20 protein-coding genes and 1 CRISPR repeat array (1 of these 21 running past the window's edge) are annotated in these 25,970 nt (G+C 41.7%); of the genes, 4 read left to right on the forward strand and 16 right to left on the reverse strand.

Features of this window, described 5'->3' with window-relative positions:
* A CRISPR array of direct repeats spans positions 1-843; the repeat unit is 30 nt; unit sequence GCTGTGATTTCACTAGTAAAGTACTGATTT (it extends 1,766 nt beyond the left edge of the window).
* Positions 844-1,601: 758 nt separating this feature from the next.
* The 5 genes from ID165_RS07160 to uxaC form a co-directional block, all read right to left on the reverse strand.
* Complete coding sequence (locus tag ID165_RS07160) at positions 1,602-2,534, reverse strand: UDP-glucuronic acid decarboxylase family protein (RefSeq protein WP_192349675.1); 933 nt, start codon at positions 2,532-2,534, stop codon at positions 1,602-1,604.
* Positions 2,535-2,634: 100 nt separating this feature from the next.
* Entirely contained in the window at positions 2,635-3,189 is a 555-nt protein-coding gene (locus tag ID165_RS07165) for a sugar O-acetyltransferase (protein ID WP_192349676.1), read from the reverse strand.
* Positions 3,186-4,361, reverse strand: coding sequence for a mannonate dehydratase (gene uxuA / locus ID165_RS07170; protein ID WP_192349677.1), 1,176 nt, complete (start codon positions 4,359-4,361; stop codon positions 3,186-3,188). Before uxuA ends, ID165_RS07165 begins: the two co-directional genes overlap by 4 nt.
* A gap of 42 nt (positions 4,362-4,403) precedes the next feature.
* Entirely contained in the window at positions 4,404-5,222 is an 819-nt protein-coding gene (locus tag ID165_RS07175; protein ID WP_192349678.1) for an SDR family oxidoreductase, read from the reverse strand.
* A 2-nt stretch (positions 5,223-5,224) separates the two neighbouring features.
* Positions 5,225-6,664, reverse strand: a complete 1,440-nt coding sequence (gene uxaC, locus ID165_RS07180) for a glucuronate isomerase (protein ID WP_192349679.1) — start codon at positions 6,662-6,664, stop codon at positions 5,225-5,227.
* Positions 6,665-6,841: 177 nt separating this feature from the next.
* Between uxaC and ID165_RS07185 the strand changes: the two genes are divergently transcribed.
* Entirely contained in the window at positions 6,842-7,864 is a 1,023-nt protein-coding gene (locus ID165_RS07185) for a LacI family DNA-binding transcriptional regulator (protein WP_192349680.1), read from the forward strand.
* A gap of 439 nt (positions 7,865-8,303) precedes the next feature.
* On the opposite strand, the gene ID165_RS07190 is transcribed toward ID165_RS07185, so the two are convergent.
* The 3 genes from ID165_RS07190 to ID165_RS07200 form a co-directional block, all read right to left on the reverse strand.
* A complete protein-coding gene (locus ID165_RS07190; RefSeq protein ID WP_192349681.1) occupies positions 8,304-10,007 on the reverse strand; it encodes a RagB/SusD family nutrient uptake outer membrane protein in 1,704 nt (567 codons plus the stop codon).
* 6 nt (positions 10,008-10,013) lie between these two features.
* Positions 10,014-13,031: a TonB-dependent receptor gene (locus tag ID165_RS07195; protein WP_192349682.1), complete on the reverse strand. Its 3,018-nt coding sequence runs from the start codon at positions 13,029-13,031 to the stop codon at positions 10,014-10,016.
* A gap of 526 nt (positions 13,032-13,557) precedes the next feature.
* On the reverse strand, positions 13,558-14,940 hold the full coding sequence (locus tag ID165_RS07200) for a DUF1080 domain-containing protein (protein WP_192349683.1): 1,383 nt from the start codon (positions 14,938-14,940) through the stop codon (positions 13,558-13,560).
* 370 nt (positions 14,941-15,310) lie between these two features.
* Between ID165_RS07200 and ID165_RS07205 the strand changes: the two genes are divergently transcribed.
* A complete protein-coding gene (locus ID165_RS07205) occupies positions 15,311-16,474 on the forward strand; it encodes a class I SAM-dependent RNA methyltransferase (protein WP_192349684.1) in 1,164 nt (387 codons plus the stop codon).
* Positions 16,475-16,604: 130 nt separating this feature from the next.
* Here ID165_RS07205 and ID165_RS07210 read toward each other — a convergent pair whose 3' ends face one another.
* The 8 genes from ID165_RS07210 to ID165_RS07245 form a co-directional block, all read right to left on the reverse strand.
* The gene (locus ID165_RS07210; RefSeq protein WP_192349685.1) at positions 16,605-18,116 is read right to left on the reverse strand and encodes a DUF4301 family protein; all 1,512 of its coding nucleotides are present in this window, start codon (positions 18,114-18,116) and stop codon (positions 16,605-16,607) included.
* Between the two features lie 323 nt (positions 18,117-18,439).
* Positions 18,440-19,312, reverse strand: a complete 873-nt coding sequence (locus tag ID165_RS07215) for a biotin-dependent carboxyltransferase family protein (RefSeq protein ID WP_192349686.1) — start codon at positions 19,310-19,312, stop codon at positions 18,440-18,442.
* Positions 19,309-20,004 carry a 5-oxoprolinase subunit PxpB gene (gene pxpB, locus ID165_RS07220; RefSeq protein WP_192349687.1) on the reverse strand — a complete coding sequence of 232 codons (696 nt, stop codon included), beginning with the start codon at positions 20,002-20,004 and terminating at the stop codon, positions 19,309-19,311. The genes ID165_RS07215 and pxpB overlap by 4 nt, the downstream gene beginning before the upstream one ends.
* On the reverse strand, positions 20,001-20,720 hold the full coding sequence (locus ID165_RS07225) for a LamB/YcsF family protein (protein WP_192349688.1): 720 nt from the start codon (positions 20,718-20,720) through the stop codon (positions 20,001-20,003). The genes pxpB and ID165_RS07225 overlap by 4 nt, the downstream gene beginning before the upstream one ends.
* A gap of 62 nt (positions 20,721-20,782) precedes the next feature.
* On the reverse strand, positions 20,783-21,292 hold the full coding sequence (locus tag ID165_RS07230; RefSeq protein ID WP_192349689.1) for a YdeI/OmpD-associated family protein: 510 nt from the start codon (positions 21,290-21,292) through the stop codon (positions 20,783-20,785).
* A 234-nt stretch (positions 21,293-21,526) separates the two neighbouring features.
* Positions 21,527-22,975: a hybrid sensor histidine kinase/response regulator gene (locus tag ID165_RS07235; RefSeq protein ID WP_192349690.1), complete on the reverse strand. Its 1,449-nt coding sequence runs from the start codon at positions 22,973-22,975 to the stop codon at positions 21,527-21,529.
* Between the two features lie 8 nt (positions 22,976-22,983).
* The gene (locus ID165_RS07240) at positions 22,984-23,427 is read right to left on the reverse strand and encodes a response regulator (protein ID WP_192349691.1); all 444 of its coding nucleotides are present in this window, start codon (positions 23,425-23,427) and stop codon (positions 22,984-22,986) included.
* Positions 23,428-23,527: 100 nt separating this feature from the next.
* Positions 23,528-24,967: a CHASE3 domain-containing protein gene (locus ID165_RS07245; protein ID WP_192349692.1), complete on the reverse strand. Its 1,440-nt coding sequence runs from the start codon at positions 24,965-24,967 to the stop codon at positions 23,528-23,530.
* Positions 24,968-25,157: 190 nt separating this feature from the next.
* On the opposite strand from ID165_RS07245, the gene ID165_RS07250 reads away from it, so the two are divergent.
* The gene (locus ID165_RS07250; RefSeq protein WP_192349693.1) at positions 25,158-25,310 is read left to right on the forward strand and encodes a lmo0937 family membrane protein; all 153 of its coding nucleotides are present in this window, start codon (positions 25,158-25,160) and stop codon (positions 25,308-25,310) included.
* Positions 25,311-25,589: 279 nt separating this feature from the next.
* Positions 25,590-25,841 (forward strand): hypothetical protein, encoded by a 252-nt coding sequence (locus ID165_RS07255; RefSeq protein WP_192349694.1) that lies wholly within the window; start codon positions 25,590-25,592, stop codon positions 25,839-25,841.
* Positions 25,842-25,970: the final 129 nt, after the last annotated feature.

The following is a 25,970-nucleotide window of genomic DNA, read 5'->3' on the forward strand; positions in this document are numbered from 1 at the left end:
GTACTGATTTGAAAGCAATTCACAACAAGCAGCCCTTTTTTGATTTCTCGATCAGTGCTGTGATTTCACTAGTAAAGTACTGATTTGAAAGCAATTCACAACCCATGGAGTATGCCTACTATGAAAAGACCTGCTGTGATTTCACTAGTAAAGTACTGATTTGAAAGCAATTCACAACTCAAATTCAATTCTTCTGTATCGTATGTGAGCTGTGATTTCACTAGTAAAGTACTGATTTGAAAGCAATTCACAACTTAGCTCCTGCGCAAGCGTAAAAACCGGAGGCTGTGATTTCACTAGTAAAGTACTGATTTGAAAGCAATTCACAACTGCGTACTTTGGCCACGCATATTCCCGCAAGCTGTGATTTCACTAGTAAAGTACTGATTTGAAAGCAATTCACAACTCTGGAGGTAAATCTATATCTCCAGGAACCGCTGTGATTTCACTAGTAAAGTACTGATTTGAAAGCAATTCACAACTGCATGAGCGGCGGAACTCTTCCTGATAAGCTGTGATTTCACTAGTAAAGTACTGATTTGAAAGCAATTCACAACGTGGACCTTCGGGGTTTGAAGCTCCTTCGTGCTGTGATTTCACTAGTAAAGTACTGATTTGAAAGCAATTCACAACTGCATGAGCGGCGGAACTCTTCCTGATAAGCTGTGATTTCACTAGTAAAGTACTGATTTGAAAGCAATTCACAACTTGAGATTACGAACTCATCCAGTTGGCTTGCTGTGATTTCACTAGTAAAGTACTGATTTGAAAGCAATTCACAACTTTGGGATGCTCCTATCAAAAAAATCATAAGCTGTGATTTCACTAGTAAAGTACTGATTTATTCACTTATTGGTTTGATATTATAAGGTGTTCATGAATCTCCCTTTGGTCGATTTGAGCGCAATTCACCACCGGATTTCAGTCCATATTTTTAAGTATCCAGCATTGGCCTGCCTGTAAATCACCGATTTATTCACTTATTGGTTTGGTATATAAGGTGTTCATGAATCTCCCTTTGGTCGATTTGAACGCAATTCACCACCGGATTTCAGTCCATATTTTTAAGTATCCAGCATTGGCCTGCCTGTAAAGCACCGATTTATTCACTTATTGGTTTGGTATATAAGGTGTTCATGAAGCTACCTTTGGTCGATTTGAGAGTAATCCACAACGTTTCTTAACGATATGGAACATCCGGAGCATGGCCTGTCCCAAGTATCGGGATTGCCACTTGGTTTCTGATTCAGGAGGATATTACCCGCTTTTTTCATGGTTTTGGTTTCTTTATTGCTTGCCAGGCACTAAGCAGTAGACGATAGACGGAAAGCCAAACACCATGAGTCTAGATCAAATATCTCCTCATTTTACACCGTCAGAGGCAGGGCAAAAACCATTGTGCGCTACCTTTAGCAGGAACACAGTAAAGTTCTACTTCAAAAGCAAATCCAATAAGGGGTGAAACCTATAAAAAAATATATTTATCAGAAAGCGTAATTTTATGGCAGACTACTTGAAAAGTCTCATCATTTTGTAAAATGCTTTTTTTGAAACCCTAAAAACTATTTTAAGGCCTTTCGTCTTGAAGATCAGTTTTTAGATCAGATCACTGATTCGAAGTACTTTATAGTCTTGACCAATCCCTCTCTAAGGTTCACCGTTGGCTCCCAATCCAATTCTTTTTTTGCCAGATCAATTAGTGGTTTCCTTTGCATAGGGTCATCTTGGGGCAATGGCAAAAAGATCATTTTACTTTTACTGTTGGTTAATTCAATGATCTGCCGGGCAAGTTCAAGCATAGTGAATTCACCTGGGTTTCCAATATTGACCGGTCCTGTAAATCCATCACGACTGTTCATAAGCCTGAACATCCCCTCTATGTTGTCATCCACATAGCAGAAAGAACGGGTTTGCATTCCATCTCCATACATGGTTATGTCTTTTCCCTGAAGTGCCTGTACAATGAAATTACTGACTACACGTCCGTCGTTAGGATGCATTCTTGGCCCATAGGTGTTGAAAATCCGCATGACCTTGATCGCAACCTTATGCTGGCGGTAATAATCGAAAAAGAGCGTTTCAGCACATCTCTTTCCTTCATCATAGCATGCCCGTGGTCCAAGTGTATTTACACTCCCCTTATAGGTTTCCGGCTGCGGATGAACTTCCGGATCTCCGTAAATCTCTGAAGTGCTGGCTTGGAGAATTTTGATTTTCAAGCGCTTTGCCAAGCCCAGCATATTCATTGCACCGATCACGGATGTTTTAGTGGTCTGAACCGGATCAAACTGATAATGTATAGGAGATGCAGGACATGCCAAATTATAAATTTCATCTACTTCAACATAAAGTGGATGCGTGACATCGTGACGAAGTAATTCAAAATTCTTGTTGTCGAGCAGGTGGTGAATATTCCTTCTATTACCAGTGAAAAAATTATCTACACAAAGAACCTCATTGCCTTCTTTTAGAAGACGATCACAAAGATGACTACCGAGAAATCCACCACCACCACTTACTAATACTCGCTTCATTCAGTTAAAACAAAAGGGTTAAAAACACTGGAATTCAAAAATAAGCAAATGTTTATTAATAGTAAGAAAAAGAAATCAGGGAAGGGGGATTTAAATCTTGCTACACCAGATGCTTAATCACTTTGGCAGGATTTCCGGCTACGACTACATCAGAAGGAAAATTTTTGGTCACTACTGCCCCTGCAGCGATGACTGTTCGTTCTCCAATACTTACTCCGGGACAGATCACGGCGGATCCGCCAATCCATACATCTGAACCTATAGCAATGGGTTTTCCATATTCCCATAGCTGCCCTCTTGGGATAGGGTCTAGTGGATGGGTGGCAGGATAAAATTGCACATTCGGCCCCACCAGCACCCGGTCGCCCAGTGTTACTTTACATACATCCAGTACGACACAATTGAAGTTGAAGAACACATCGTCCCCAACTTCAATATTTGAACCGTAGTCACAATAGAAAGGAGGCTCAACCCATAGATTTTTCCCTGATTTCCTGAAGAGTTTTCTTACCAGAGAAATTCTATATACAGAATCCTCCGGATCTGAATCATTAAAGGTTTTCAATAGCTTTCTAGCCTCTAAGCGCTCGGCTACCAATTCCGGATCTCCGGCTTGGTAGAGTTCACCGGCTAGCATTTTCTCCTTTTGAGTCATTTTGATTTTGTATAAAGCAGTGCTGCTTCCACACCTCTGATTTCAGCCAATCCTTTTAGTCTGCCGATTGCAGAATATCCTGGATTGGTTTTTTTGCTCAAATCATCCAGCATTAGATGGCCATGATCCGGTCTCATGGGAAGGCTTTTGCCCCGCTTCTGTTGCACCTGTATGATTTCATCGATTACTGCCACCATCGGCACATTTCCTTCCAGATGATTGTCTTCAAAGAAATTTCCCGCTTCATCCCGTTTGGTACTTCGCAAATGGATGAAGTGGATGTGATCACCAAATTCCCGTACCATAGCAGGAAGGTCATTGTCTGCTCTTACCCCAAAAGAACCTGTACAGAAGGTAAGTCCGTTGTAAGGGCTCGGCTGATCCCTAAGAATTCTTCTGGCATCATTTGCCGTGCTCATGATTCTAGGGAGTCCAAAAAGCGGGAAAGGAGGATCATCCGGGTGTATTGCCACACAAACACCATTTTCTGCCGCTACAGGGACTATGGCATCCAAAAATAACCTCAAATGCTCGGCAAGTTTGGCTGCATCGATTCCGTCATAGGTTGCCAGCATTGCTTTAAATTCGTCCATAGTGTATCCTATCTCAGATCCGGGAAGTCCTTTTAGAATATTATCGATGACCATTTGATGCTTGGCAGGACTGAGGGCTTTATAGTAAGCTTTGACCTCATCGTATTCCTCCTTAGAGTATTCCGCTTCAGCACCTGCTCTTTTTAGGATAAAAAGGTCAAATGCCTGAACTGCTTTTTTCTCAAAAAGTAATGCTTTAACACCGTTGGGAAGCTCATACTCCAAGTCTGTTCTGGTCCAGTCAAGAATAGGCATGAAATTATAACATACCGTGAAAATGCCTTCAGCAGCAAGATTCCGAATTGTTTCTTTATAGTTTTCGATTACCTCTAGGTAATTTCCAGAACGGGTTTTGATGACTTCATGTACGGGAACAGACTCCACTACCGACCAAGTTAACCCGGCGGCTTCGATAATGCTTTTACGTTCTTTTATCTGCTCACGTGACCACGTTTCCCCATTAGGAATATGGTGAAGGGCCGTCACAATGCCGCTGGCGCCGGACTGGAGAATATCTCTTAAGCTAACAGGATCATTTGGTCCATACCAACGCATGGTTTGCTCCATTTTATGGGTCATAATATTATTAATTTGAGATTTTAAATTTGAGATTTCAAATTGTTAAACACCGGAATAAGCCCCAAATCCCCCATCTACAGCGACGATGGTTCCTGTCACAAACTTGGATGCGTCTGCGCATAGCCAGTGCAATGCTCCGTTTAAATCTTCAGGTTTGCCGAATCTATGCATGGGAGTATGGCTGATAATCTGATTTCCCCTGCCGGTAAGGCTTCCGTCAGATTCAGTGAGAAGCGCTCTGTTTTGTTCGGTAAGGAAGAACCCAGGGGCTATTGCATTTACTCTAAATTCAGGGCCATGCTTGGCGCAGAGCTCCACTGATAAGAATTTGGTGAGATTGTCGATTGCAGCCTTAGCCGAAGCATAGCCCATTACTCGGGTCATTGGCCGTGAAGCCGCCATTGAACTAATGTTGATGATATTGCCTTTGCCATTTTTCAACATAAGGGGGAAAAGAACTTTGGAAGGAATAGCTGTTCCCAGATAATTCAAATCCATTACTTTTCGTAAGGCATCCAGTTCTAAATCTTTCAATGTCTTGTCCGGTGTGATTACAGCTCCCTGCATATTGCCGCCGGCAGCATTGATCAGAATATCAATGTATCCGTGCTCATTTTCTATTGCTGTATAAACTCCCTGAATACTGCCTTCATCCGTAACATCACAGATATAGCCTACCGCTTTGCCGCCAAATTCCGTTATAGTCTTAACCAAGTCTTCCACTTTTGCAGGGGTACGCCCTAGAATTAGGATTTCTGCTCCTTCTTTAGCCAGATAAATACTCAGAGATGTACCCAGTACTCCTGTGGCACCTGAAAAGGCTATCTTTTTTCCCTCAAGTGAGAATAGTGAATTACTCATAATCAAACGTGAATGTTTTTAGAATCGAAATCAAAGTATTCTTTTGCATTGTTGTAGCAGATATCAGATATGATACCACCCAGCCATTTTTCATCCCAGGGAAGCTCGCCATTGGCTACATCCTGTCCTAAAAGATTACAAAGTACCCGACGGAAATACTCATGCCGTGGAAAAGAAAGGAAGCTACGGGAATCGGTAAGCATGCCTATGAAGCAACTGACAAGTCCCATATTCGAAAGGGTATTGATTTGCTTTTCCATACCATCTTTCTGATCCAGATACCACCAGCCGGATCCAAACTGGATTTTGCCTTTTACAGATCCATCATTGTAGTTGCCGATCATCGTGGCAAAAACTTCATTGTCGCGGGGGTTAAGGTTGTATATCACTGTTTTGGTAAGCTTATCATCAGCGTTTAACTCATTGAAAAAACCTGACATAGCCTTCGCCTGGTCAAAATCCCCAATGGAATCATACCCCGTGTCCGGTCCAAGAATTCGAAGCGAGCGCTCATTGGTATTTCTGAGAGCACCCAAGTGAAACTGCTGTACCCAGCCTTTGGCATGATACATCTTGCATAAGGCTAGGAGAGTGGTGTACTTGAAGAAATTGATCTCTTCTTGGGTAAGTTCATTTCCTGAAGCGACCCGGGCAAAGATGGAATCAATGGAGAAGGTATTTTCCTTGAAGAAGTAGAGTTTCTCCAACCCATGGTCGGAAAGTCTGCATCCACGTTCGTGGAAGTAGTCTATTCTTTTTTCCATCGCTTCCAGCAGTTTCTCATAGGAAGAAATCTCAAAGCCGACACTTTCCCCCAGACTTGAGATATAAGTAGTGTAAGTCGAAGGATTTTCTACTGCGTAGGATTTATCAGGGCGGAATGCAGGATACATGCCCAAGTCTTTGCCTTTTTTGTGAAAGGATACATGCTGATCCAAGGAATCTATGGGATCATCGGTAGAGCATACTACTTCCACTTTCATTTTGGCTAAAAGTCCTTGAGTAGAAAAGGAATCTTGCTCCAAGACAGTGTTGAATTGTTTGTAAAGTCCGGGGGCATTTGCCTCTGAAAGTAACTCATCAAATCCAAAATATCGTTTTAGCTCCAGATGGGACCAGTGATAAAGAGGATTTCGGAGTGTATAGGGAAGTGTTTTTGCCCAGCTTTTAAATTTATCCTCATCAGAACCGTTTCCTGTGATGAATTTTTCGTCGATACCATAAGTCCGCATCGCCCTCCATTTGTAGTGATCGCCGGCAAGCCAGATTTTGGAGATGTTTTCAAATTTTTTGTTTGCATTTATCTCGGCAGGCGGCAGGTGATTATGATAGTCTATAATAGGTAAATCCTTGGCATACTGATGATAAAGAATTTTTGCAAAATCACTTTGCAATAGAAAATCGTCAGATAAGAATGACGCCTTCGTCGTTGAGTAGGGCATTGGTTATTTAGGCTAAAATTCTACAACTTAATATTGACCTAAAAATACCCTGAATCAACTGGATTTAAGTAATAAAATGCGGAAACGATTTCGAAATTATGTAGTCGGTATAGACCTAATACGCCCAATGATTTGTAATTTGTGCACTGTAATAAACCCGATTTACCCTTAATTACCATGGCTTCAGGAATTAGTTTGAAAGAATTGGCCGCTGAACTGAAACTCGCACCTTCTACTGTGTCGAGAGCTCTAAACGATAGTTACGAGATATCAGAAGCAACTAAGAAAAAGGTGATTAGCATGGCTGAGAAACTGAACTACCATGCCAATCCATTTGCTCGGAGTTTACGCGAAAATAAGAGTAAAACTATCGCGGTAATTATCCCTGAGCGGATCAATAGTTTTTTTGCGCAAGTAATGGATGGAATAGAAGAAGTAGCTCAGGAACATGGCTATCATCTTTTGATTTACAATACGCATGAGGATATAGAGCGGGAGCGTAAAATTGTGAATTTGCTACTCAATGGAAGAGCAGATGCCATCGTGATGTCGGTTACCAGTCAAACAAGTGATATTTCCCACTTGCAGAAATTACATGATAGGGGACTGCCTGTTATATTTTTTGATAGAATACGGGCAGAAATTCCAACCACCAAATTCATTACGAACGACTACGAGAGTGCTTATGAAGGAACAAAACACCTGATTAAGCAAGGATGCACAAAAGTGGCATTGTTTACATTGGGCAGAGATCTATCGATTAGCCAAGAGAGGCAGCGCGGATATAACGATGCCATCTTAAGCGAAGGATGGACATTGGATCCTGCTATGACGCTTTATTGCAACCATGATGAAGAGAATAATGTCAAATTAATAGAGGAATTGCTACTTTCTCCCAATTGTCCGGACGGAGTGCTGGCTTCCGTGGAGAAGCTTGCTTTTGCTACGTATCAGGCTGTGAAAAAGACAAAATTGAACATACCCTCAGATGTTAAGTTGATTAGTTTTTCCAATTCTTCGATAACAGGTTTATTAAATCCTTCGCTCACTACGATTACCCAGCCGACACTTGAAATAGGGAAAGAATGCGCAAAGCTGTTGATCAGAAAACTGACCAAGCCTAAGCATTATGATCTTATAGATCAGGTGATTACTATTCCATCTAAGATTACGGTCAGGGAGTCGACTATTTCCCTGTAAATCACATCATCTGTTTATCCGTCATTGCGATCCGCCTGAGGCGGAGAAGCGATCTCGTAGTAATGAGCAATCTCATTGTATCTGCGAAATGCGAATGACGATTTATGGGATCAAGAAGAAGTGAAGATTTATTGCCGCCGTTCGTGTCATCACGACCGGCCTTTAGTACCCCATTTTTCATGGGTTAGTGCTCACGCAGACTTCGTGCTAAAGAAAGTTTCAAAAAAAAACTGCTCCGATATACTCAGAGCAGTTTTTGGTTTTTATATCAATTGAATTTTAATATGTGTATCTGCATGAATGCTCGTACTAGAATTATGTCTGGTTCTAGCCTGAAAAAATCCCCCTTGCCCCCTTTTAGAAAGGGGGAATTGCCAAATCTGAACCTTTAGCATTAATTCAAAGCACGTACGTGCAGGTAAACGGATACTCATAAATTTTAATATCCCGGATTCTGTGGAAATGCACCGGCATTGCCCTCAGCACGGTCTATCTGATTCTGAGGGATAGGTCTCAGGTTATGGAATTCCTGAATACCGGCAGCTCCTTGAGGATTGTGGGCTTTCACCCGCTCTACCAATATTCCCCATCGCTTCAGATCAAGCCATCTTGTTTGTTCGCCGATAAGCTCCCTCGCTCTTTCTTCGGTGATAAATTCGAAAGTCAAGTCAGACTCAGAGATTTCCATTTCAGCTTCTTTGCCGGGAAATGCAGCTCTTCTTCTCACGGCATTTATGCTTTCAGTTGCGTCACCGATTTTTCCCTGACGAAACTGAGACTCAGCAAGTAGGAGATAGGTGTCTGCCAATCTCATGGCGATGTAATCCCTTCCTCCCTCAAATTGCGTCCGGTCTACACGCCCCGGGTCCATATGTTTTTTCATTGGAGGAAATAGTCTTTCTGTGTAAAGCTCCGGAGTAAGTACCTGATACGGATATTGAGCTCTTTCAGCCTCGGACATATTATAACCCGGTAGCCAAATCGTGGTATCTCCCTGGGCAAAGGTCACTGTCTCTTTAGACTTGTCAAAGGTGGTATTATACTCGCCCGGTCTATTGGACAGAAAGTGATCCACATACGTGTTTTTATACCTGGAATCATTGACTCTATCAGCAAAAATAGTGTTCAACGTATAGTCCGTGGATTTATAACGTTTGAACGGACGTCCGTTTTCTGTATCCCGCTGCATACCCGGCTGCACGTCATATTCCATCAGGAAAAATACGTGGGCATTGTTTCCTTCGTTGAAAACGGGATTGGCAGTTGTGTTTGTCTGCTGATTATTAAGGGGATCACGGGTATACTGAACGGACCAGATGACCTCGTCATTTATTTCATTGCCAAAAGCATGAACATCACCGAATTCCGGCAACAAAATAAGTCCGTAATTGTTGATTACGCTTTGTAGCAATGGCTCTGCTTTGGCATAATCAGTCGCTTCACCGGCTTCTGAGGTAGCTTTCGTAATATACACTCTCCCCAGCAGGTGCTCTGCGGCCGGACGGGTAGCCCGTCCATAATTATCGGATTTTGCTTTAGCTTCCAAATTTGGAATCGCTTCTTCCAAATCCTGGATAATAGCCGCATAAACCTCTGAGACTGATGAACGAGTTACTACGTTGGTCGGGAGAATAGTCTCTTCAAGCTGTAGATCCACTGCTCCAAAAAGCTGTACCAAAATGAAGTAGTGATGGGCTCTGATAAATTTCGCCTCCGCTACTCTCTGTAGGATCACTTCCTCCGAAAGCCCGGTAACGTTTGGAGCCCGGTCAATTACCGCATTGCAGGTATTTATTCCCCTGTAGAATTCATCCCATACTTCACGCACATGGCCATTTTGGGAATCAAATTGATTGGTATAGAAATTCATGAATTTCCACGAACCATCTGCACCATTAGTAAAGATATCAGTGCCGAATATAGTAAGGTTATTTCCCCGTTCGGATCCGTACCATGCTCTCATAGAGCTGTAAGCAGCATTAACTCCATCGTTAAGACCTTTTGGTGTATTGAGGTAATCATTTCCGATTTGGGAGACTACATTTTCTTCAAGAAACCCATCACAGGAGACCATTGCCGAAAGTCCAAGTATAAGGGCAGTGGATTTTGCCCAATAATTTATAGTTATAGCTAAATTTTTCATTGCTGATTAGAATTTTGCATTGATACCAAATGTGAAAGAAGTTACTGCCGGCGAAACGTTTGCATTTACTGCCCCTGCTGTAATTCCCTGTTCTCCATCCAAGAATACCTCAGGATCAATTCCTTTATGCTCCGAACGATAGTTGGCAAAAATGAATGGCTGTTGTATACTGCTGTATATTCTCAAGCTTGTCATACCGATTCTTTTGGCAGCTTCAGGAGTGAAATTGTAGCCGAAATTAATGTTTCTTACCTTGATGAAGGTTGCGTCAAAATATTCCATAGAGCTGGCATACTTGGCGCTCTCCTGATTCACATTCGGTCTAGGGTAGTCATTACTAGGGTTATTCGGTGTCCAATAGTTCACGTCCAAGTTATTATACCTTCCCGCCAAGGAGTTATTTCCTGTATGAAACTGGGATCTTAACATGGATCCGAATCTACCGAAAATAAAGAAGGAGAAATCAAACCCCTTGTAACTAAATCTATTGGTCATTCCAAGCGAGAAATCTGCTACAGCTGACCCCAAAAATTGCCTGTCTTCAGAATTGATCACCCCGTCACCGTTGAAATCTTCGATTTTGATCTCACCCGGAACACTTCCATAAGCCGTAGCTTCGTCTATTTCGTCCAGTTGCCAGATTCCTATTTTCTTTAGATCATAGAAAATAGTCAGCGGTTGGCCTATAAATCTGCCCGCACCGATATCATCTCCATTTGGCAGGGATATGATTTCCTCGGTATTTTTAGTGAATATCAAGTCTGTAGACCAAATAAAGTCTCCCTTTTCTATATTTAGGGTGGAGAGACTAAGTTCGATACCGCGGTTTTGTGTCTCACCAATATTGGTGATATATCCCTGAAACCCTGTGGAACCAGGTAGCGGCTGTGGCGCCAGTAGATCAGAGGTATTGGTGATATAGTATTCCAAAGATCCGAAAATTCGACTATTCCAAATTGCGAAATCCAATCCTGCATTAAAGGAGGTGGATGTTTCCCATCTCAAATCAGGATTACCGATGGATCTTGGACGATAGCCAAAAGCACCACTGTTTTCATATGCATAGCTGGTTCTGCCCAGAAGTGCCTGTGTTTGGTAGGGATCTATAGCTTGGTTACCGATTGACCCATAAGAAACCCTCATCTTCAGCTGATCTATTGTGGAAGAATTCTGCATAAAGCTCTCCGAGTGGATATTCCAGCCCAGTGCTACTGAGGGGAAGTATCCAAAGCGATTATTTGCACCGAATTTTGAACTTCCATCTGCTCTTAGGGTAGCGGTAAACAGGTATTTGTTTTTGTAATCATAGTTTAACCTTCCCATAAAAGACATCAAAGACCATTCGATTAAGTTTGTGTTGGCACCTGTGATTTGTGAAGCATCGCCTAGCCTATCGAAGAATTGGGATTCAGCAGGAATTCCCAGCACACTGACTGTAGTCTGCTCATATTTGTCTTTTTGTATGGATTGAAGTGCTGTGAAATTCAGGTTATGCACTTGGTTAAATGTTTTGGTATAATTCAGGATGTTCTCTACCGTATAGTTAAAAGTAAATCGATCGTCCACACTGCCGGTGGCATCACCGCCACGACGGGCATTGGTTTGCGAACCTGTAAATCTTCCATTTCTGCTGATGGTTATATCCGGCCCGAAAACAAATCTATAGGTCAGTCCGGGAATAATATCATAGTTGGCGAAGATGCTGTTGAAGATTCTGTAGTTTTTGGTTAGGTCTACTTGAGCACCGGGTACGATTTCCGCAAAAGGATTGGTTCTCAGACCATCAGAGGTGGGAAGGAAAATCAAATTCCCTTCATCATCGTATGGTTTGCCCAATGGGTTTTCTGCCAGAGCTCCTCCCAAAGGGTTAAAATTCTCTCCGTTGCGCTCGCTGAAAGAAACCAAAGTGGAAGTTCCGAATTTGATTTTCTTATTGATTTGATGATCAATATTTGCGCGGAAAGTATACCGTGTAAAATCCTGATTAATGATTACCCCTTTATCCTTGAAGAAGTTGCCGGATACAAAGAAGGTTGTCTTATCACTACCGCCACTCACACCTATTTGATGACTCTGAATAGCTCCAGTTCTCATTAATCCTCCTACATAATCGGTACTTCTGCCGGTAGCAATACCGTCTAATTCAATCGGCTCAAAAAGAGATTCATCACTTGCAGGTGTTGCAGGACCTTCCGGATATTCTCCACTAGCCCGTCGTGACTCTCTTTTGTATTCTGCGAATTCGGCACCATTCATTACATCGATTTTTCCCAGCTCATTGTTGATTCCATAATAGGAGTCAAATGACACAACGGTTTTGCCCACTGTTCCTCTTTTGGTAGTGATCAACACTACACCATTGGAACCCCTGGAACCATAGATAGCTGTAGCCGATGCATCCTTAAGTACCTCCATGGAAGTAATGTCCTGTGGATTTATATCATTTATTCCACCCGTTATCGGAATACCATCAATGACATAAAGTGGTTCATTGGAAGCATTAAAGGATCTTCTACCTCTGATTCGCACTTGGGGGGCAGACCCTGGCTTGGATCCTGGTTGAGTCACATCCACACCTGCTGCCCGACCCTGCAGTGCCTGTCTTGCATCGGTGATCGGCAATTCTTGAATTTCTTTGGATCCTACAGAGGAAATTGCCCCTGTAAGCTGGCTTTTTTTGGCCGTACCATATCCCACGACCACCACTTCTTCCAGATCTCCCAGGTCAGGGACTAAGTTGACATCAATTACAGATTGATTTCCTACGAGTATTTCCATAGGAGTATATCCAATAAAAGAGATGATTAGGGTACCATTGGGAGGACTTGCGATACTGTACTTTCCATCCAGATCTGAAGTGGTTCCTACAGTAGTACCTTTGACTAAGATGGTAGCGCCGGGTAAAGGTTGACCGGTTTCATCGTGAACTGTACCAGTCACTTGTGATTCTTGTGCCCAGCTATAGGAGACGCTGAGCAGCAAAAATAACACTACCCGCAGATGCGTGTAAATTTTTGATTGCATAGTAAAATGGGTTTGTTGTTAATAATAAATTAGCTTCAAAGCGGGGAGAAAGCTTTGCATTTCTGTGTAAACTGGCAGACCCCTACGCTATGATGAAGTCAAGTTAGCTTGTTTAAACCCTATTTTCAAGAGGATAAGCGGTTGACTTACGCAATCGATTGCGTTGACAGTGAACAGAGAGTCTGAATGAAAAGACTTCCGGTACCTACTATAGATTCAATCTTGGTGAAGAATCTGTGATATAGCACATTACAAAGTATTTAAAACCTTCGCTTTGCAAAAAAAACACCTGCAAGAATGATCCGGCAGGTGTTACTTAGTTGAGGTTGGTTTTTACATCATATGAATATCTGCAATGACATCGGTAGCCTATCTTTTCCCTGGTACGAAAGTATGGAAGATGGGTGACAGAAGAACTGGAGGACCCACTACGGGGGAGCTTGCCGCTGGGATCTAAAAACTAAAGATCACAAAATCTTATGCTGCTTTTGTCTACTTACTGGCAGAAAGCTGCCGATAATGGCAGTTAGTTTAGTGGCTTGATTTTGACGTTTTTGAAACTTACTTCATCTCCATGATCCTGGAGAAGGATATAGCCTTCCTCAGCTTCGCCAAACTTATCCCATTTTGCGTACTTACTGATCGCAACCAGATCCCGGTATTCCTTTGAACCTCTTTCATATTCTACCACTTTCACGCCGTTGAGGTAATGAGTGACCTTATTGTCCGGAGTCACCACTACTCTGCCTTTGTTCCATTCTCCCACAGGTTTGATAAACCTGCCGTTCTTATCAGCTTTGATAAGGTCATATAGAGATGCCATCGTACGGTTCCCATCTCTTCCCATTTTTGCATCGGGATGCTTATCATCATCCAATACCTGGTATTCAAGTCCTATTGCAGAGCCTTGATTGCCTTCGGTCAGCGTTACAAAATATTTTACACCGGAATTAGCACCTTCTGTAAGTCTGAATTCAAATGCCAAGTCAAAAGCCGAAAATTTCTCCTTGGTTACAATGTCACCGGCATTGGCAGACTCTCTACCATCCGAGGCTGCAATAGTCAAAATTCCATCATTGACCGACCAGCCTGACTCCGGGAAAGTTTCCTTATAGGCACCTTTCCAGCCATCAGAATTCTGACCATTGAACAATAGCTTCCAGCCATTATTTTTCTCGTAAGTTGTAAGTGAGTTTAGACTATTATTAACTACAAAAATATCTTTGTTGAAATCCTTGGGTTCAAGATTCTCAGTTTGGATTTTTACATTTTTGAATGAAGTCTTTCTTCCTGCGTCCTCCGGCTTTTGAATACTGTGCACCTGCAAGCCGATAAAGCCTGTTTTGTCCATATCATCGACTACATACGCCACTTCTTGGCCGTTTATCCAAGTTTTGATCTCGTTCCCGATTGCTTCTATTCTGTAATGGTTGAATTCTCCCATTTTGAAAGCGGATTTTGCTTCAGAATTTAGGTCAAGTGGGTATAGCCAGCCTCTTCGTGCTTCATCATATACGCCACCGGACCAAGCTCTTTCGGAAGGATCAGCTTCGATCTGGTAACCAAAAACCAAACCCTGACCGTCTCTGGCAGCCGGGTCAAATTGCCCTCTCGCCATTACTCCGGAATTGCTCGAAAGGTGACTGATCTTAAGATCCAGCTCCAGGATAAAATCCCCGAACATTTCTTCTGTGATTAGAAATGTGTTGGGAGATCCCGCCACAGCAGTGCCTTCTATAGTCCCATCTACCACTTCGAATGTGGCAGTTCCTGCTACAGGTTTCCAGCCCGTAAGATCTTTTCCATTGAATAAGTCCGTCCAGCCATCATCCGTTTCTTGTGCTCCGGCATAGCTTACCAACGCCATAGAAGTGATCAAAACCGCGAGTATATTTCGGGTGTATTTCATAAAATTGAGGTATTGTTGTTGAGCATAAAATTCAAGATTTAGGTGCATTGCTCCAAAAGGAATTCTTTTAAGTTACGCAATCGTTTGCGAGTAGTATGGAAATAAGTGATGAATAACATCGGTGCGGGGAAGGTCGGAGAAGAATCCGGTAATCTTTCATGTGTTTATAATTGTTTTCTATTGGCCACATGGAATCTCGCACGGTTTATAATCATCCCACTGTGTGTCGTCTTCGACATGCTCGATTTCATCAGTTTATTATTGTTTTGTAATGGTCAGATAGCTTGTCCCGAACTCGTTTCGGGAGAATCTCGGAATAATCATTTCTTCCTTCGACTTTATAGTAGTGCTTGATTTATTACTTTTGCGCATGCTTGATTTTAACCTCAAAGGAAAAGTTTTTGTAACCTGTAAGGATCGCTCGGTTTCTTACTTGGAAAAGGAAGTTCGTGAACTGGGTTTTGTCCCTGAATCTGTCACCCGAACAGGAATTGAATTGAGAGCCACCATGGAGGAATGTATGGATCTCAATCTTCATTTACGCACGGCATCGCAGGTTCTCTATGAGATCAAATCTTTTTACCTAAGAAATGCTGACGATATCTATCGCCGGTTCAAAGCTATTCCTTGGGAAGACTATCTGGATGTGGATGGTTATTTCTCAGTGAACTCTGTAGCTGAAAATGAAAGTATCACTACCCCACTGATCGTGAATGTAAAAGTCAAAGATGCTATTGTGGATCGTTTCCGCGAGTTAAAGGGAAGGAGACCTGATTCCGGATCCGATTTTAATGGCTTGGTTTTTCAGGTTTACTGGAAAGACACGCAATGCTCTGTTTACATCAATACCTCCGGTGATACGCTTGCCAAGCATGGCTACCGCAAGATTCCAGGAAAAGCTCCCATGATGGAGGCACTGGCTGCGGCGACTATATTTGCGACCGAATGGAATACACGGGTTCCCTTTATCAACCCGATGTGCGGTTCCGGTACGCTGGCTATTGAGGCTGCGCTATTGGCAACCAAACGCTATCCAGGACTATATAGAGATCATTATTCTTTCCAACATATCTTAGGATACGAGGAGCAGGCTTTCTTGGCTAAAAAGAAAAAGCTGGAGGGGAAAATCATGGAGCTTCCCGAACTAAAGATTATAGCTTCGGATATTTCTTTACAGGCGATTTCCTTTGCCCAAGAGAATGCCATCACTGCCGGAGTGGATCATATGATCGAATTTCAGGTGTGTGACTTTGCTGAGACTGAGATACCCGAAAGACCGCGTGGGGTGATTATGTTCAATCCTGAATATGGCGAAAGACTGGGGGAAAATGATGAACTGGAAGTCACATATAAGCGTATGGGGGATTTTTTGAAACAGAAATGTGCAGGTTATAGAGGGTACATTTTTACGGGAAATTTGGAATTGGCCAAAAAAATAGGACTGAAGGCTAATCGAAGAATAGAATTCTGGAACGGGACAATTGATTGCCGCTTGTTGAAGTACGATCTGTACGAGGGAAAGAAGGAAGAATAGGTTGTACTAGTTAAAACTTTCCCGCAGATGAGCACAGATTAAATCCTCAGAGATCCGAAGATCTATTTTTTTGAATAAATCTGCGGCAATCAGCGATTCTTTTCAGCGTAAATCTGCGGGAAATTAACTTTTACTGATGCTCGTCTCTCAACAGATCATTGACAGTCTTTACAGGATTGAAGGTGATAAGAGGAACTTCTACGAAAATTGTATTCCACCCTGCCATAGCCCCGTTCCATAGCCCGGGCAGTTCCAATGCCTTGAGATCTTTACCGCTTTTTGATTTCTCGGTGATAAAACCGGTCATCATGTCACGATACTTCAGTAGATCAAATGGCTCACCTTTGTAATTTCTCGTAGCACATACCAAATCTACCGGATTAAAATGGGTCGCTGCATTAAAATGTTTTTTTGATTCAGCATCGTTCAAATCAATCTGTGCAGTTTCCAGAATTTGAAGAGATTGGGAACCATCCGTCTCTTTTACCCAGAAAGGACCTCCTCCGGGCTCTCCTGTATTTTTCACCATCCCGCATACCCGAATTGGTCTGTGGAGTTTGCTTCTAAGAAAAATACCTCGGTGCTCTAATGAATTGGTATGGAAGTCCTCCGGCAATTTCCCGCCGATATCATGTGTAAATACGGCTTCTGCATTCCTTAAAGATTTCTCATCAATTCCGTCATCCAAGTCTTTCAAAGCGCTGAATACTTTCTCCTGAACCTCCAACAGCAATCCCCCGATTGCCATTTTGTAATTTTTAGTCTCTTCTTTTAATCGGTCCGGAACTACATTGTCCACGTTTTTGATGAAGATGAGATCCGCAGAAACTTCATTTAGATTTTCCAGCAATGCTCCATGGCCCGCTGGACGGAAAAGTATGCTGCCGTCTTCCTCAGTAAATGGCGTATTGTCGGTATTTACCGCAATGGTGTCTGTAGACTTCTTCTGCTGTGAGTAGCTAATTTCGAAATTAATCCCAAATTCTTTCTCTATCCCCGGAAGTATGGTGCCAATTTCCTTTTCGAATTTCTCTGTGTGCTCCGGAGATACGGTAAAATGAATTTTTACCAATGACCCAGTCCCGATAGCATACTGCACTCCCTCGATTAAATGTTCATAAACAGGTGTTCTTCTACCTTCTTTGTAGCGGTGGAATTTCAGCAGCCCCTTGGGCAAATTCCCGTAGCCTAGCCCTTCGTCCAAAAGCAAAGCTGCCAGGATACTCTTGTAATCTTTGGTGTCGAGTGCTTGGTATATGCTGCTCCCCTTACTCTCCAACACCTCGTCAAGGTCTTCGTAAAATGCAAATTTCTCGATGTTGTCCATGAACTTCCGTACAAAGGCCGACTTGCTGATATCCCCATCACCTTCCAGAAAAGCGAAAAGATCTTTGAACATCCGTGAAGCTGCGCCGCTTGCGGGTACAAATTTCAATACTTCGATATGAGAAGCCTTTTCAGGGTAAGTCATTAGGAAATGTCTTAATTCCTTGTCAGTCAAAACTTTTATACCATCCCCCGGCGTGGCAGGGGCTGTGATGTTTAAGAAAGGGAAGCCATTTTCAAAATGTTTAATTTGTTGAACTACGGTTTTAGGATCCATACCCTGCGCCAAAATTCGGTCTGTTAAGTGATTTTCCATTAGGTTTCTGATAAAAGTATAGCGTGTAAGTTAATAGGCTTTACGGCTATCCTCAAGATGAATGTGTGATTTTTTTGAAAGTCTTTTTTAGCCGTCGTGAGCAAAGGAGGGCAAAGCGTACAGATTACTTTACCCGAACTAGTGGATGTGGAGGAATTCCTGTGAAATATTCCTCCCCAACAGCCATTGGAATAGGCTCTTGTCCTCTGCTGGGGAAGAGGGAGTTGCGGTATTTGAAATCCTCGCATTAATTCCAAATACATACATAAAGTTAAACGCATACGCATCCATTAAAAATGGAATTTTGGTACATAAAACCGAACTCAACTGACATTCATCAATCGAAACCTTATTCTTTGCTTAGGTTGCTTTTGCGCCAGAACCGAAAGCACTTCCCCGGGTATCTGAAGAATTCGGGGGTAGCCGCCTGTGACTTGCGCATCCTTCATAAGGACAATTAATTTACCTCCTGAAGTCAACTGTACCGTGCCGGGAAAAACCGGAGCAGTGACCATCTCCGGGAGCTCATGGGGTATTAATTCTTCCAGTTGAATAGCCATTCTGTTTTTTAGGGCGGAGATCGTGAAATCCATTTCTTTGATCAGCATCCGGGTTTTTTCGCCTAGAAATTTCCATTCAGGTCCCGGATATACTGTTATGATGCCATCCTGTGCCCAGTTTAAATCCCATTTTACTTTTGAAGCAGTGGATTTTGGGAGTTCATGAGCTGTGAAAAAAGGTATTTTGCTTCCGCTTTTAGCATAACTTTCGTGGGTTATTCCCTCATACCAACTTCTGGAATTCATGATTTTCTCAGTTTGGAACCCATTCTTGATCCCTAAATATAGCACTGAGCCCCTAAGAAAAGGGCCAGTTTCCAATTGATCATTTATTGATATTGAATGGATTCCTTTGTAGGTAATTGTTTTACCATTCAATTTTACCTCCGTTTTTGCACCGGAAAGACAGATCAGGGTAGGGGAATCAAATTGGATTTTTAACCCGGGCTGGGAGATCTCCAAAGCTGCATCAGAATCTTTGTTTTTCAATAGGTGATTTACCCATAAGAAAGACAGACGATCCAATGCTCCTGAAACAGGAACGCCAAAACCGGCAAATCCAATTCTGCCGGAATCCTGAACGGAAGTTCCGGGTCCTGTTTTTAAGATGTTTAAATAACCAATATCCCTGTTCATTTAGAGTTTGGTTTTTGGGGATGTCTTTTCAGTTGATCAAACTCCTTCTCTGTAATGGGAATAAATTCTATTCGCTCTCCAACTGAGGCGAAAACCGGAATAGGCTCATTCGGAACGAAAAGGGCAACAGGAGTCCGGCCTATAAGATGCCAACCTCCAGGACTGGATGATGGGTATATTCCTGTCTGCGATCCTCCGATAGCCACAGACCCTGTCGGTACCATTCGATCAGGCACACTTTTTCTGGACGTATGCAATTCTTTTCTGAGTCCATTCAGATACATAAAACCGGGTAAAAAACCGTAGAAATGAAGTCGATATAGTGGTGCAGTATGTATTGAAATCAGCTCTTCAGATGTAAGACTTTTGTTCTCGGCTAAGATTTCGAGATCCCTTCCTGCCTTAGGGGAATAGCAAACGGGAATTTCCCAAATTGTTTCGGGGAGAGGATCGCCTGATTCTTCCGGTGCTAAAGATTTCAACCAACCATCGATCACAGTAGATTCCAATGGTGTTGATAAGGCTATTGTAAGGGTTTTAAAGCCAATTCTCAGATCAACAATCTTTGAATTAAAGGCGTATAAAAGTTTTGCTTTGAAAGTTAATTGCTGCTGAAGTAGTTTATCCGAAACCTCAGAGCTCCAATCAAATTCATAGAGCAGGGGAGAGAATTGAGTTGATTTGGGAATCATGACCAGAAGTGTTCTCGGATTATGGGTAAAAAGTCAGTGATGCCGGGATTGTCTCCATGAAAACAGAGCGTTTCGGCCTTTACCTTTAGCTTTTTCCCCTGATTGGAGATCAGATACCCATTGCCCAGAATATTCTGCAGGTGTTCGGATATTTCCTGCTCGGTGGTGAGATGCGATCCGAAAATAGATCTCGGCATCAATTGGTAATTGTCTAAATAACCCCGATCACCAAAAATTTCTATCCGACTAATCAAGCCCTTCGCATTGATCTGCTTTTCTAACTGGGAATGGGGAGGAGTGAAAATCGGGGTGTTATGAAAGTGATTTGCGATGAAATCAGTGAGTAGATCAGCAAGGTCTTCATTGGAAGCAACATCATTATACAAGGCTCCATGGAATTTGATGTGATCCATCGCCACTCCGGATTTTTCCGCCAATTGCTCGAATTTCAGAATCTGGATTAAAATAGATTTAATGAGATCCTTGTGGGGAATTTTCATGGTTTTTCTACCGAAATTACTTCGGTCAGGGTAGGAGGGATGTGCGCCAACCTTCTTTTTGTAGGTCAATGCCAGCTCGATGCTTCTAGTGATAGTTTCTTTATTTCCATAGTGCCCTCCACAAGCGATGCTGGCAGTGTCGATGAGTGGAAAAACTTGTTTTTCGTTTGGCATGCCTTCACCTAAATCACAGTTTATTTCTGGCAGTTTCTTCATTGCAGGGGAAAAATTGAATAAAGCCTAAAATACGAAATCCCATTTAAGGCTTCGAATATTTCCTATAACTTATTATAATGCTTAATCAGCTCATTGAGTTGTTTGTAATCTAATTTTCCTTTGGTCAATTTTAGATGGTGAATAATAGCCAATGCTTTTTTCATTCGGCTTTCCGGATTTTTGACTTTGGTGACTGTATAGACCATCATCCGCTGTTTTCCTGGCGTAAGACTTTTGAAATAGTGAGCTCCTTCCTTTTCCTGATCCAAGAGTACTTGGAGTTCCTCGGGCATTTCATGGCCATACTCACTGTGATCCCTTGCTATTTTGACTGAAAAGGAAGCTTCTTCATTGAGGTTGAATCTGTTCCGAAGTTCTTGGTTGACCAAGACATACCAGTAGTCTTTGGCTTTCATGAGTGCCATGTGAAATGGTCCTTCATCTTTTATCCAGACCAAAACCCTGCGGTGTTTTTCATCCATCATTTGGCTGGAAATATCATCGGATACCGGAATGTGATATTGCCAATGATTAAATTCAAATGCATCCAAATTTGCCTGAAATTCTATCATTTTGTTGTGTTAAGTAAAAAGATAATCCGCGCCTAACGAATATCCACAATCCGGCAATGCCCTTTACTTTACTAGTTGTGCTTTGCCTCCATCATTCCGTGCTGCCAATAGGTGAAACACTGTCTTGGCATTAGTGCTGATATTGAGAGCTTCGATTATTATTAGCCTAAAATAAAAAATCCCTTCAACTTTAGCTTTTGACGGGATCTGAAAATAGCAGTAAGTTGTAATAGGCTATTCGTTCGAAAGATTAAAAGAAATCAGAAAGGTAGTGCCTTTGCCTACTTCACTCTTCACCCGTATAGAACCACCGTGACTTAAAATAATATTCTGCGTATTGGTAAGTCCCAATCCTGATCCGGTTGCTTTGCTGGTGAAGAATGGCTCAAACAAGCGTTCTAAATTCTCCTTAGGAATGCCTTCCCCGTTGTCCCGAATTTCAATTCTGCACTGCTTGTTCTTCACAGAAGTTTTCAATAGCAATTTCCCTGTCCTTTCGTCCATAGCCTCTATGGCATTTACGATCAGATTGATCAAGGCTATCTTTACTTTTTCTCCATCTACCTGTATATCACAAATATCTGTTTGATATTGTTTGAGTATGGAGATGCCTTTGAATTCTATCCTGTCCTGTACATGTTCCAATGCCTCGTCTAAAAGCGTGTTTATGGAAAGAGACTTAGCATCCAGTTCTGTAAACCTGGTACTATCCAGCAACTGAGTGACTAGATGGTTAATCCTGTCGCAATTCCTCCTGATCACATCGATCAAATCACCGCTTTCTGTAAGAACTGACTCAGGAAGTTCCATGTGCAATTGATCCGCAGAAAGTAAAATTGTGGTAAGAGGGTTTTTTACCTCATGCGCCAAAAGCCTTGCAATTCTACCTGTGGAGGAGAATTTCTTCAGATTGAGTTCTTCTTCTTCCTTCGCTTTGATCGCACTTAGATCCTTGATCAATACCTGAAAGATGCTTACATCTTGCTTTACTATACTTATAAGGCAGTTGATGGTATGGTTATGGTCAATAGTCATAACTGCCTCCATGTCGTAAAGTTCCTGATTTTTGAAAAACAAATCATCCAATTCCTGCCGCGAAGATTCTTCGGTAAGTAGATTTTTGAAGTAGAAGCTTTCTTCGGAATGGGGATCGTAAGCTTTGCTTCCAAATTTCTTCAGAAAGGCAGGGTTGGCTTCTATGATTTCACCTTCATCATCCATCAAAAGGAAGGGGTCACTTGCCAATTCGAAAATTGATCTGAATTTCACTGCGGCGCTTGCCAGCGATTCCATTAGCTGAGCATCACGAATAGCATACCTTAGTGTTCTATCCAGCGTATGCGCATCAAATTCCCCTTTTACTAAATAGTCAGATGCCCCCAGGGTGAGCGCTTCACGGTCAATATTTCCCGTGTTCATGCCTGTAAGCATGATTACAGGTGCATGCTTTCTCAGCGATTTTATTTCTCGAATCAGCTCTAAACCAGTGTCTTTCCCCAGCCTGTAGTCTACCAGAAATACATCGAAGCTTTGATCTAACTTCGGTATGGCTTCCTTAAGGGTAGTTGCTGATTCTAATTCATAGATAGTATCAGGAATTTTTTTTAGTAAAGTAGATACCAGAAAAAAATCATCGGGATCATCATCTACGTAGAGTATTTTTATTATTTCTGTACTATTCATAATATTCTCTAAGCCGGTAGCAAGACTGTTTTCGACCAGTAATTTTCAATTTCTTCAGCGATTTTGACCAATTCGTCAAATGATCCGGGTTTGGTGATAAAGCTACTAGACCCCATTTTGTAAGTGACCCGGATATCATCTGCGCTATTTGAAGTAGTAAAGATGATCACGGGAATGGACTTGAGATCATCATTTCCTTTTATTTCAGCAAGCGCTTCTCTACCATCTTTGCGCGGCATGTTCAGATCCAGGAGAATGATATCGGGTTTGGGATATTTTTCGAGATTATCATAGGGTGATAATCGTTTCAAATATCTGAGAAGAGCTTCACCATCTTCTACACAGGTGACTTTCTCTTTTGGAAGCGTTCGTTCAAAGGCTTTCAGGATGAGTAATTTGTCGTCCTCATCGTCTTCAGCGACTAGGATTTGGATAGGTTTCTCGAAGGACATGAGCATAGAGTGTTGACGAACAAGGGGATGAATTTCGGTGAAAAGATAAGCAGCTTTTTGGTAATTAAATACTGTCCTATTTTTTTGGTACAAGCGGTAATTACGTTTCAGTAGATGGTAAAATAATGTTGAAAGTAGATCCTTTTCCCAGACTACTCTCCGCATATATAATTCCACCGTATTTTTCTATAATTTTTCTGGTAATTGAAAGACCTATTCCTGTGCCTTCATATTCTTTCTTCCCATGTAACCTTTGGAAGATCGAAAAAATTCGATCTGCATGTTCTTTCTCGAATCCTATTCCGTTGTCAACTAGTTTTATCCGATAGTAGTTTCCGTTCTTGTTCAGTGTTGGGTATTTACTGACCAGTGCCTGACTGGCCTTTTCGGAGGTTATTGTGATTTCAGGATTTATCCCTGTTTTCGCGAATTTCAACGAATTTGAAATTAAATTTTGAAAGACCTGTCTGTATTCAGTATCGGAACCTTTGACTTTCGGCAATTTCCCCACAGTGATATTGGCCGCTTTGTCTTGTATGGTTATTTCAAAGTCTTCAAGCATCTCTGAGATTACTTGGGAAAGATTCACTGATTTTACTTGTTCAGGGTCAACGCGTCCAGCTCTACTGTATTCCAGGAGATCTGTAATCAATAATCTCATTCTAACTGAGGCTGCGGTGATCCTGTTTAGGTATAAATCCCCATCACCTTGCAATTTGTCACTGTATTGTTCATTTAGCAGATCGGAAAATGCAGTGATTTTTCTTAAAGGTTCCTGCAAATCGTGGGAAGCAACATAGGCAAATTGCTCTAATTCCTTATTGGAATCGTCCAAAAGCTTAATCTGATCCCGGAGTTTTTCCTGAAATAATGTAATCTCCTTATTCGCCAGCAACTGTGCTTTATTATATTGGTAGATAGAGAAGAAGGTGACTAAACCGATGGTTATGGAGAAAACCGATATCAGACCTACGATAAATGGCAAGGCGTTGATGTTGTTTATCAAGACTTGATTGCTTTCCCGGAAAAGTTTGTTTTCCACTTCATTAATCCGTAAAACAGTACTTTTGATCATTTTATAACCTTGCAGTGCATTATTGGCCTTGGTAGAGTCTAAGAAACCGTCCAGACTTCCATTTTCATTCATATACCCTATGGTAGCTTCAAAAGTCCTGACTCTGGCATTGATAAGTCCTCGAAGTTCTTCAATGTTGTTTTGCTGGGTAGCATTATTCAAAGTCAATCCCTGCAGCTGTGTGAGGAGCAATTCTGCATTGATGTTTGATTGATTATAGTGAGTCAAGAAATCCTTGTTACCGGTCAATACATACCCTCTAATATTGGTTTCCCTTTCTAAAATACTTGAGTACAGTTGGTCCGTACGCTGTAGCACCTCAGAAGTGTGCATCACAGCTTTTGTGTAGAAATCGATCCGCCCTGCTGTCCAGTAAGAAACCCCGCTGCCTATAATAATTAGAATAAGCGTCACAATCGAATAGATTTTGACCTGGCGGATTGAAGGATTTTGTTCTTTTTTCATTAGAAGGTATTCCCCGTAGTGGGTAATTAATTACTCAATAAGAATGAGTTTGTTTTAATAAAATGGGTATAAAAATGAGTTTAATAGGGCAAACGGTGCATTCAGCCTCATTTATATCATCTACTTGATTTCAGGCATGCCTGTTGAACTAACAGATGTAAATTAATTTAACAACCTAAACACCAAAACTATGAGTTCTTTATTGTATTTCATCGCAGTAATTCTTCTGATTGGCTGGCTAATCGGAGTATTTGCCTATAGCGTAGGAGGCTTAATCCATATATTACTTGTATTAGCAGTCATAGCGGTAATTTTCAGATTGATTTCCGGACGATCAGTCTAGTTTTTCATATAAGCCTGCGAGATTTTAAGATAGTCTTGGTGGACGTTTGAAATTCTGAACCAACCGTACAATGAATTTTACGTAAATAAAAGGAAATTGGAACGCATTTAAAGATGAATTGAAAAAGCACGACAAAATTAATTCCAATGATGAATTGACCTTCGCCAATCACCGGATAAATGAGTATTGAAGAAGCTTGAAAAATAGAGATGGGGATTTTCATCGAATTTAAATCAATCTGAAATTCTAAATCAATTATAATCACTAAACAAAAAAGCAATGAACAAATCAACAATAAATAAAACACTTTGGCTAAGCGGATTAGTAACAGGCGCTTTGGTAGGAGCATACCTTTATAAGAATAAGGATGACTTTGGTCCTCAAAAAGAAAAGTTAAATAGTCTGTTGGGAGATTTTCAATCCATTATAGGTGATCTGAAAACTAAACTTTTGGAAGCAAAATCAGAAGGGCTGGAGGCCACTAAGACAGCCTTACAGGCTGCTAAAGATAAAGTAGAAAAAGTGAAGTGAAATAGGTTTAGAATTAACGAAAAGGTGTGGCAAGTAGCTGCACCTTTTCTTTAAATCTACCTATTTTAAGTTAAAATCCCCAATTAAACGATGTGAATGTGCCCCAGCATAACGAGAGTAGACTATGAC

The sequence above is a fragment of the Algoriphagus sp. Y33 genome, assembly GCF_014838715.1.
In the GTDB taxonomy this organism is placed as follows: Bacteria; Bacteroidota; Bacteroidia; order Cytophagales; family Cyclobacteriaceae; genus Algoriphagus.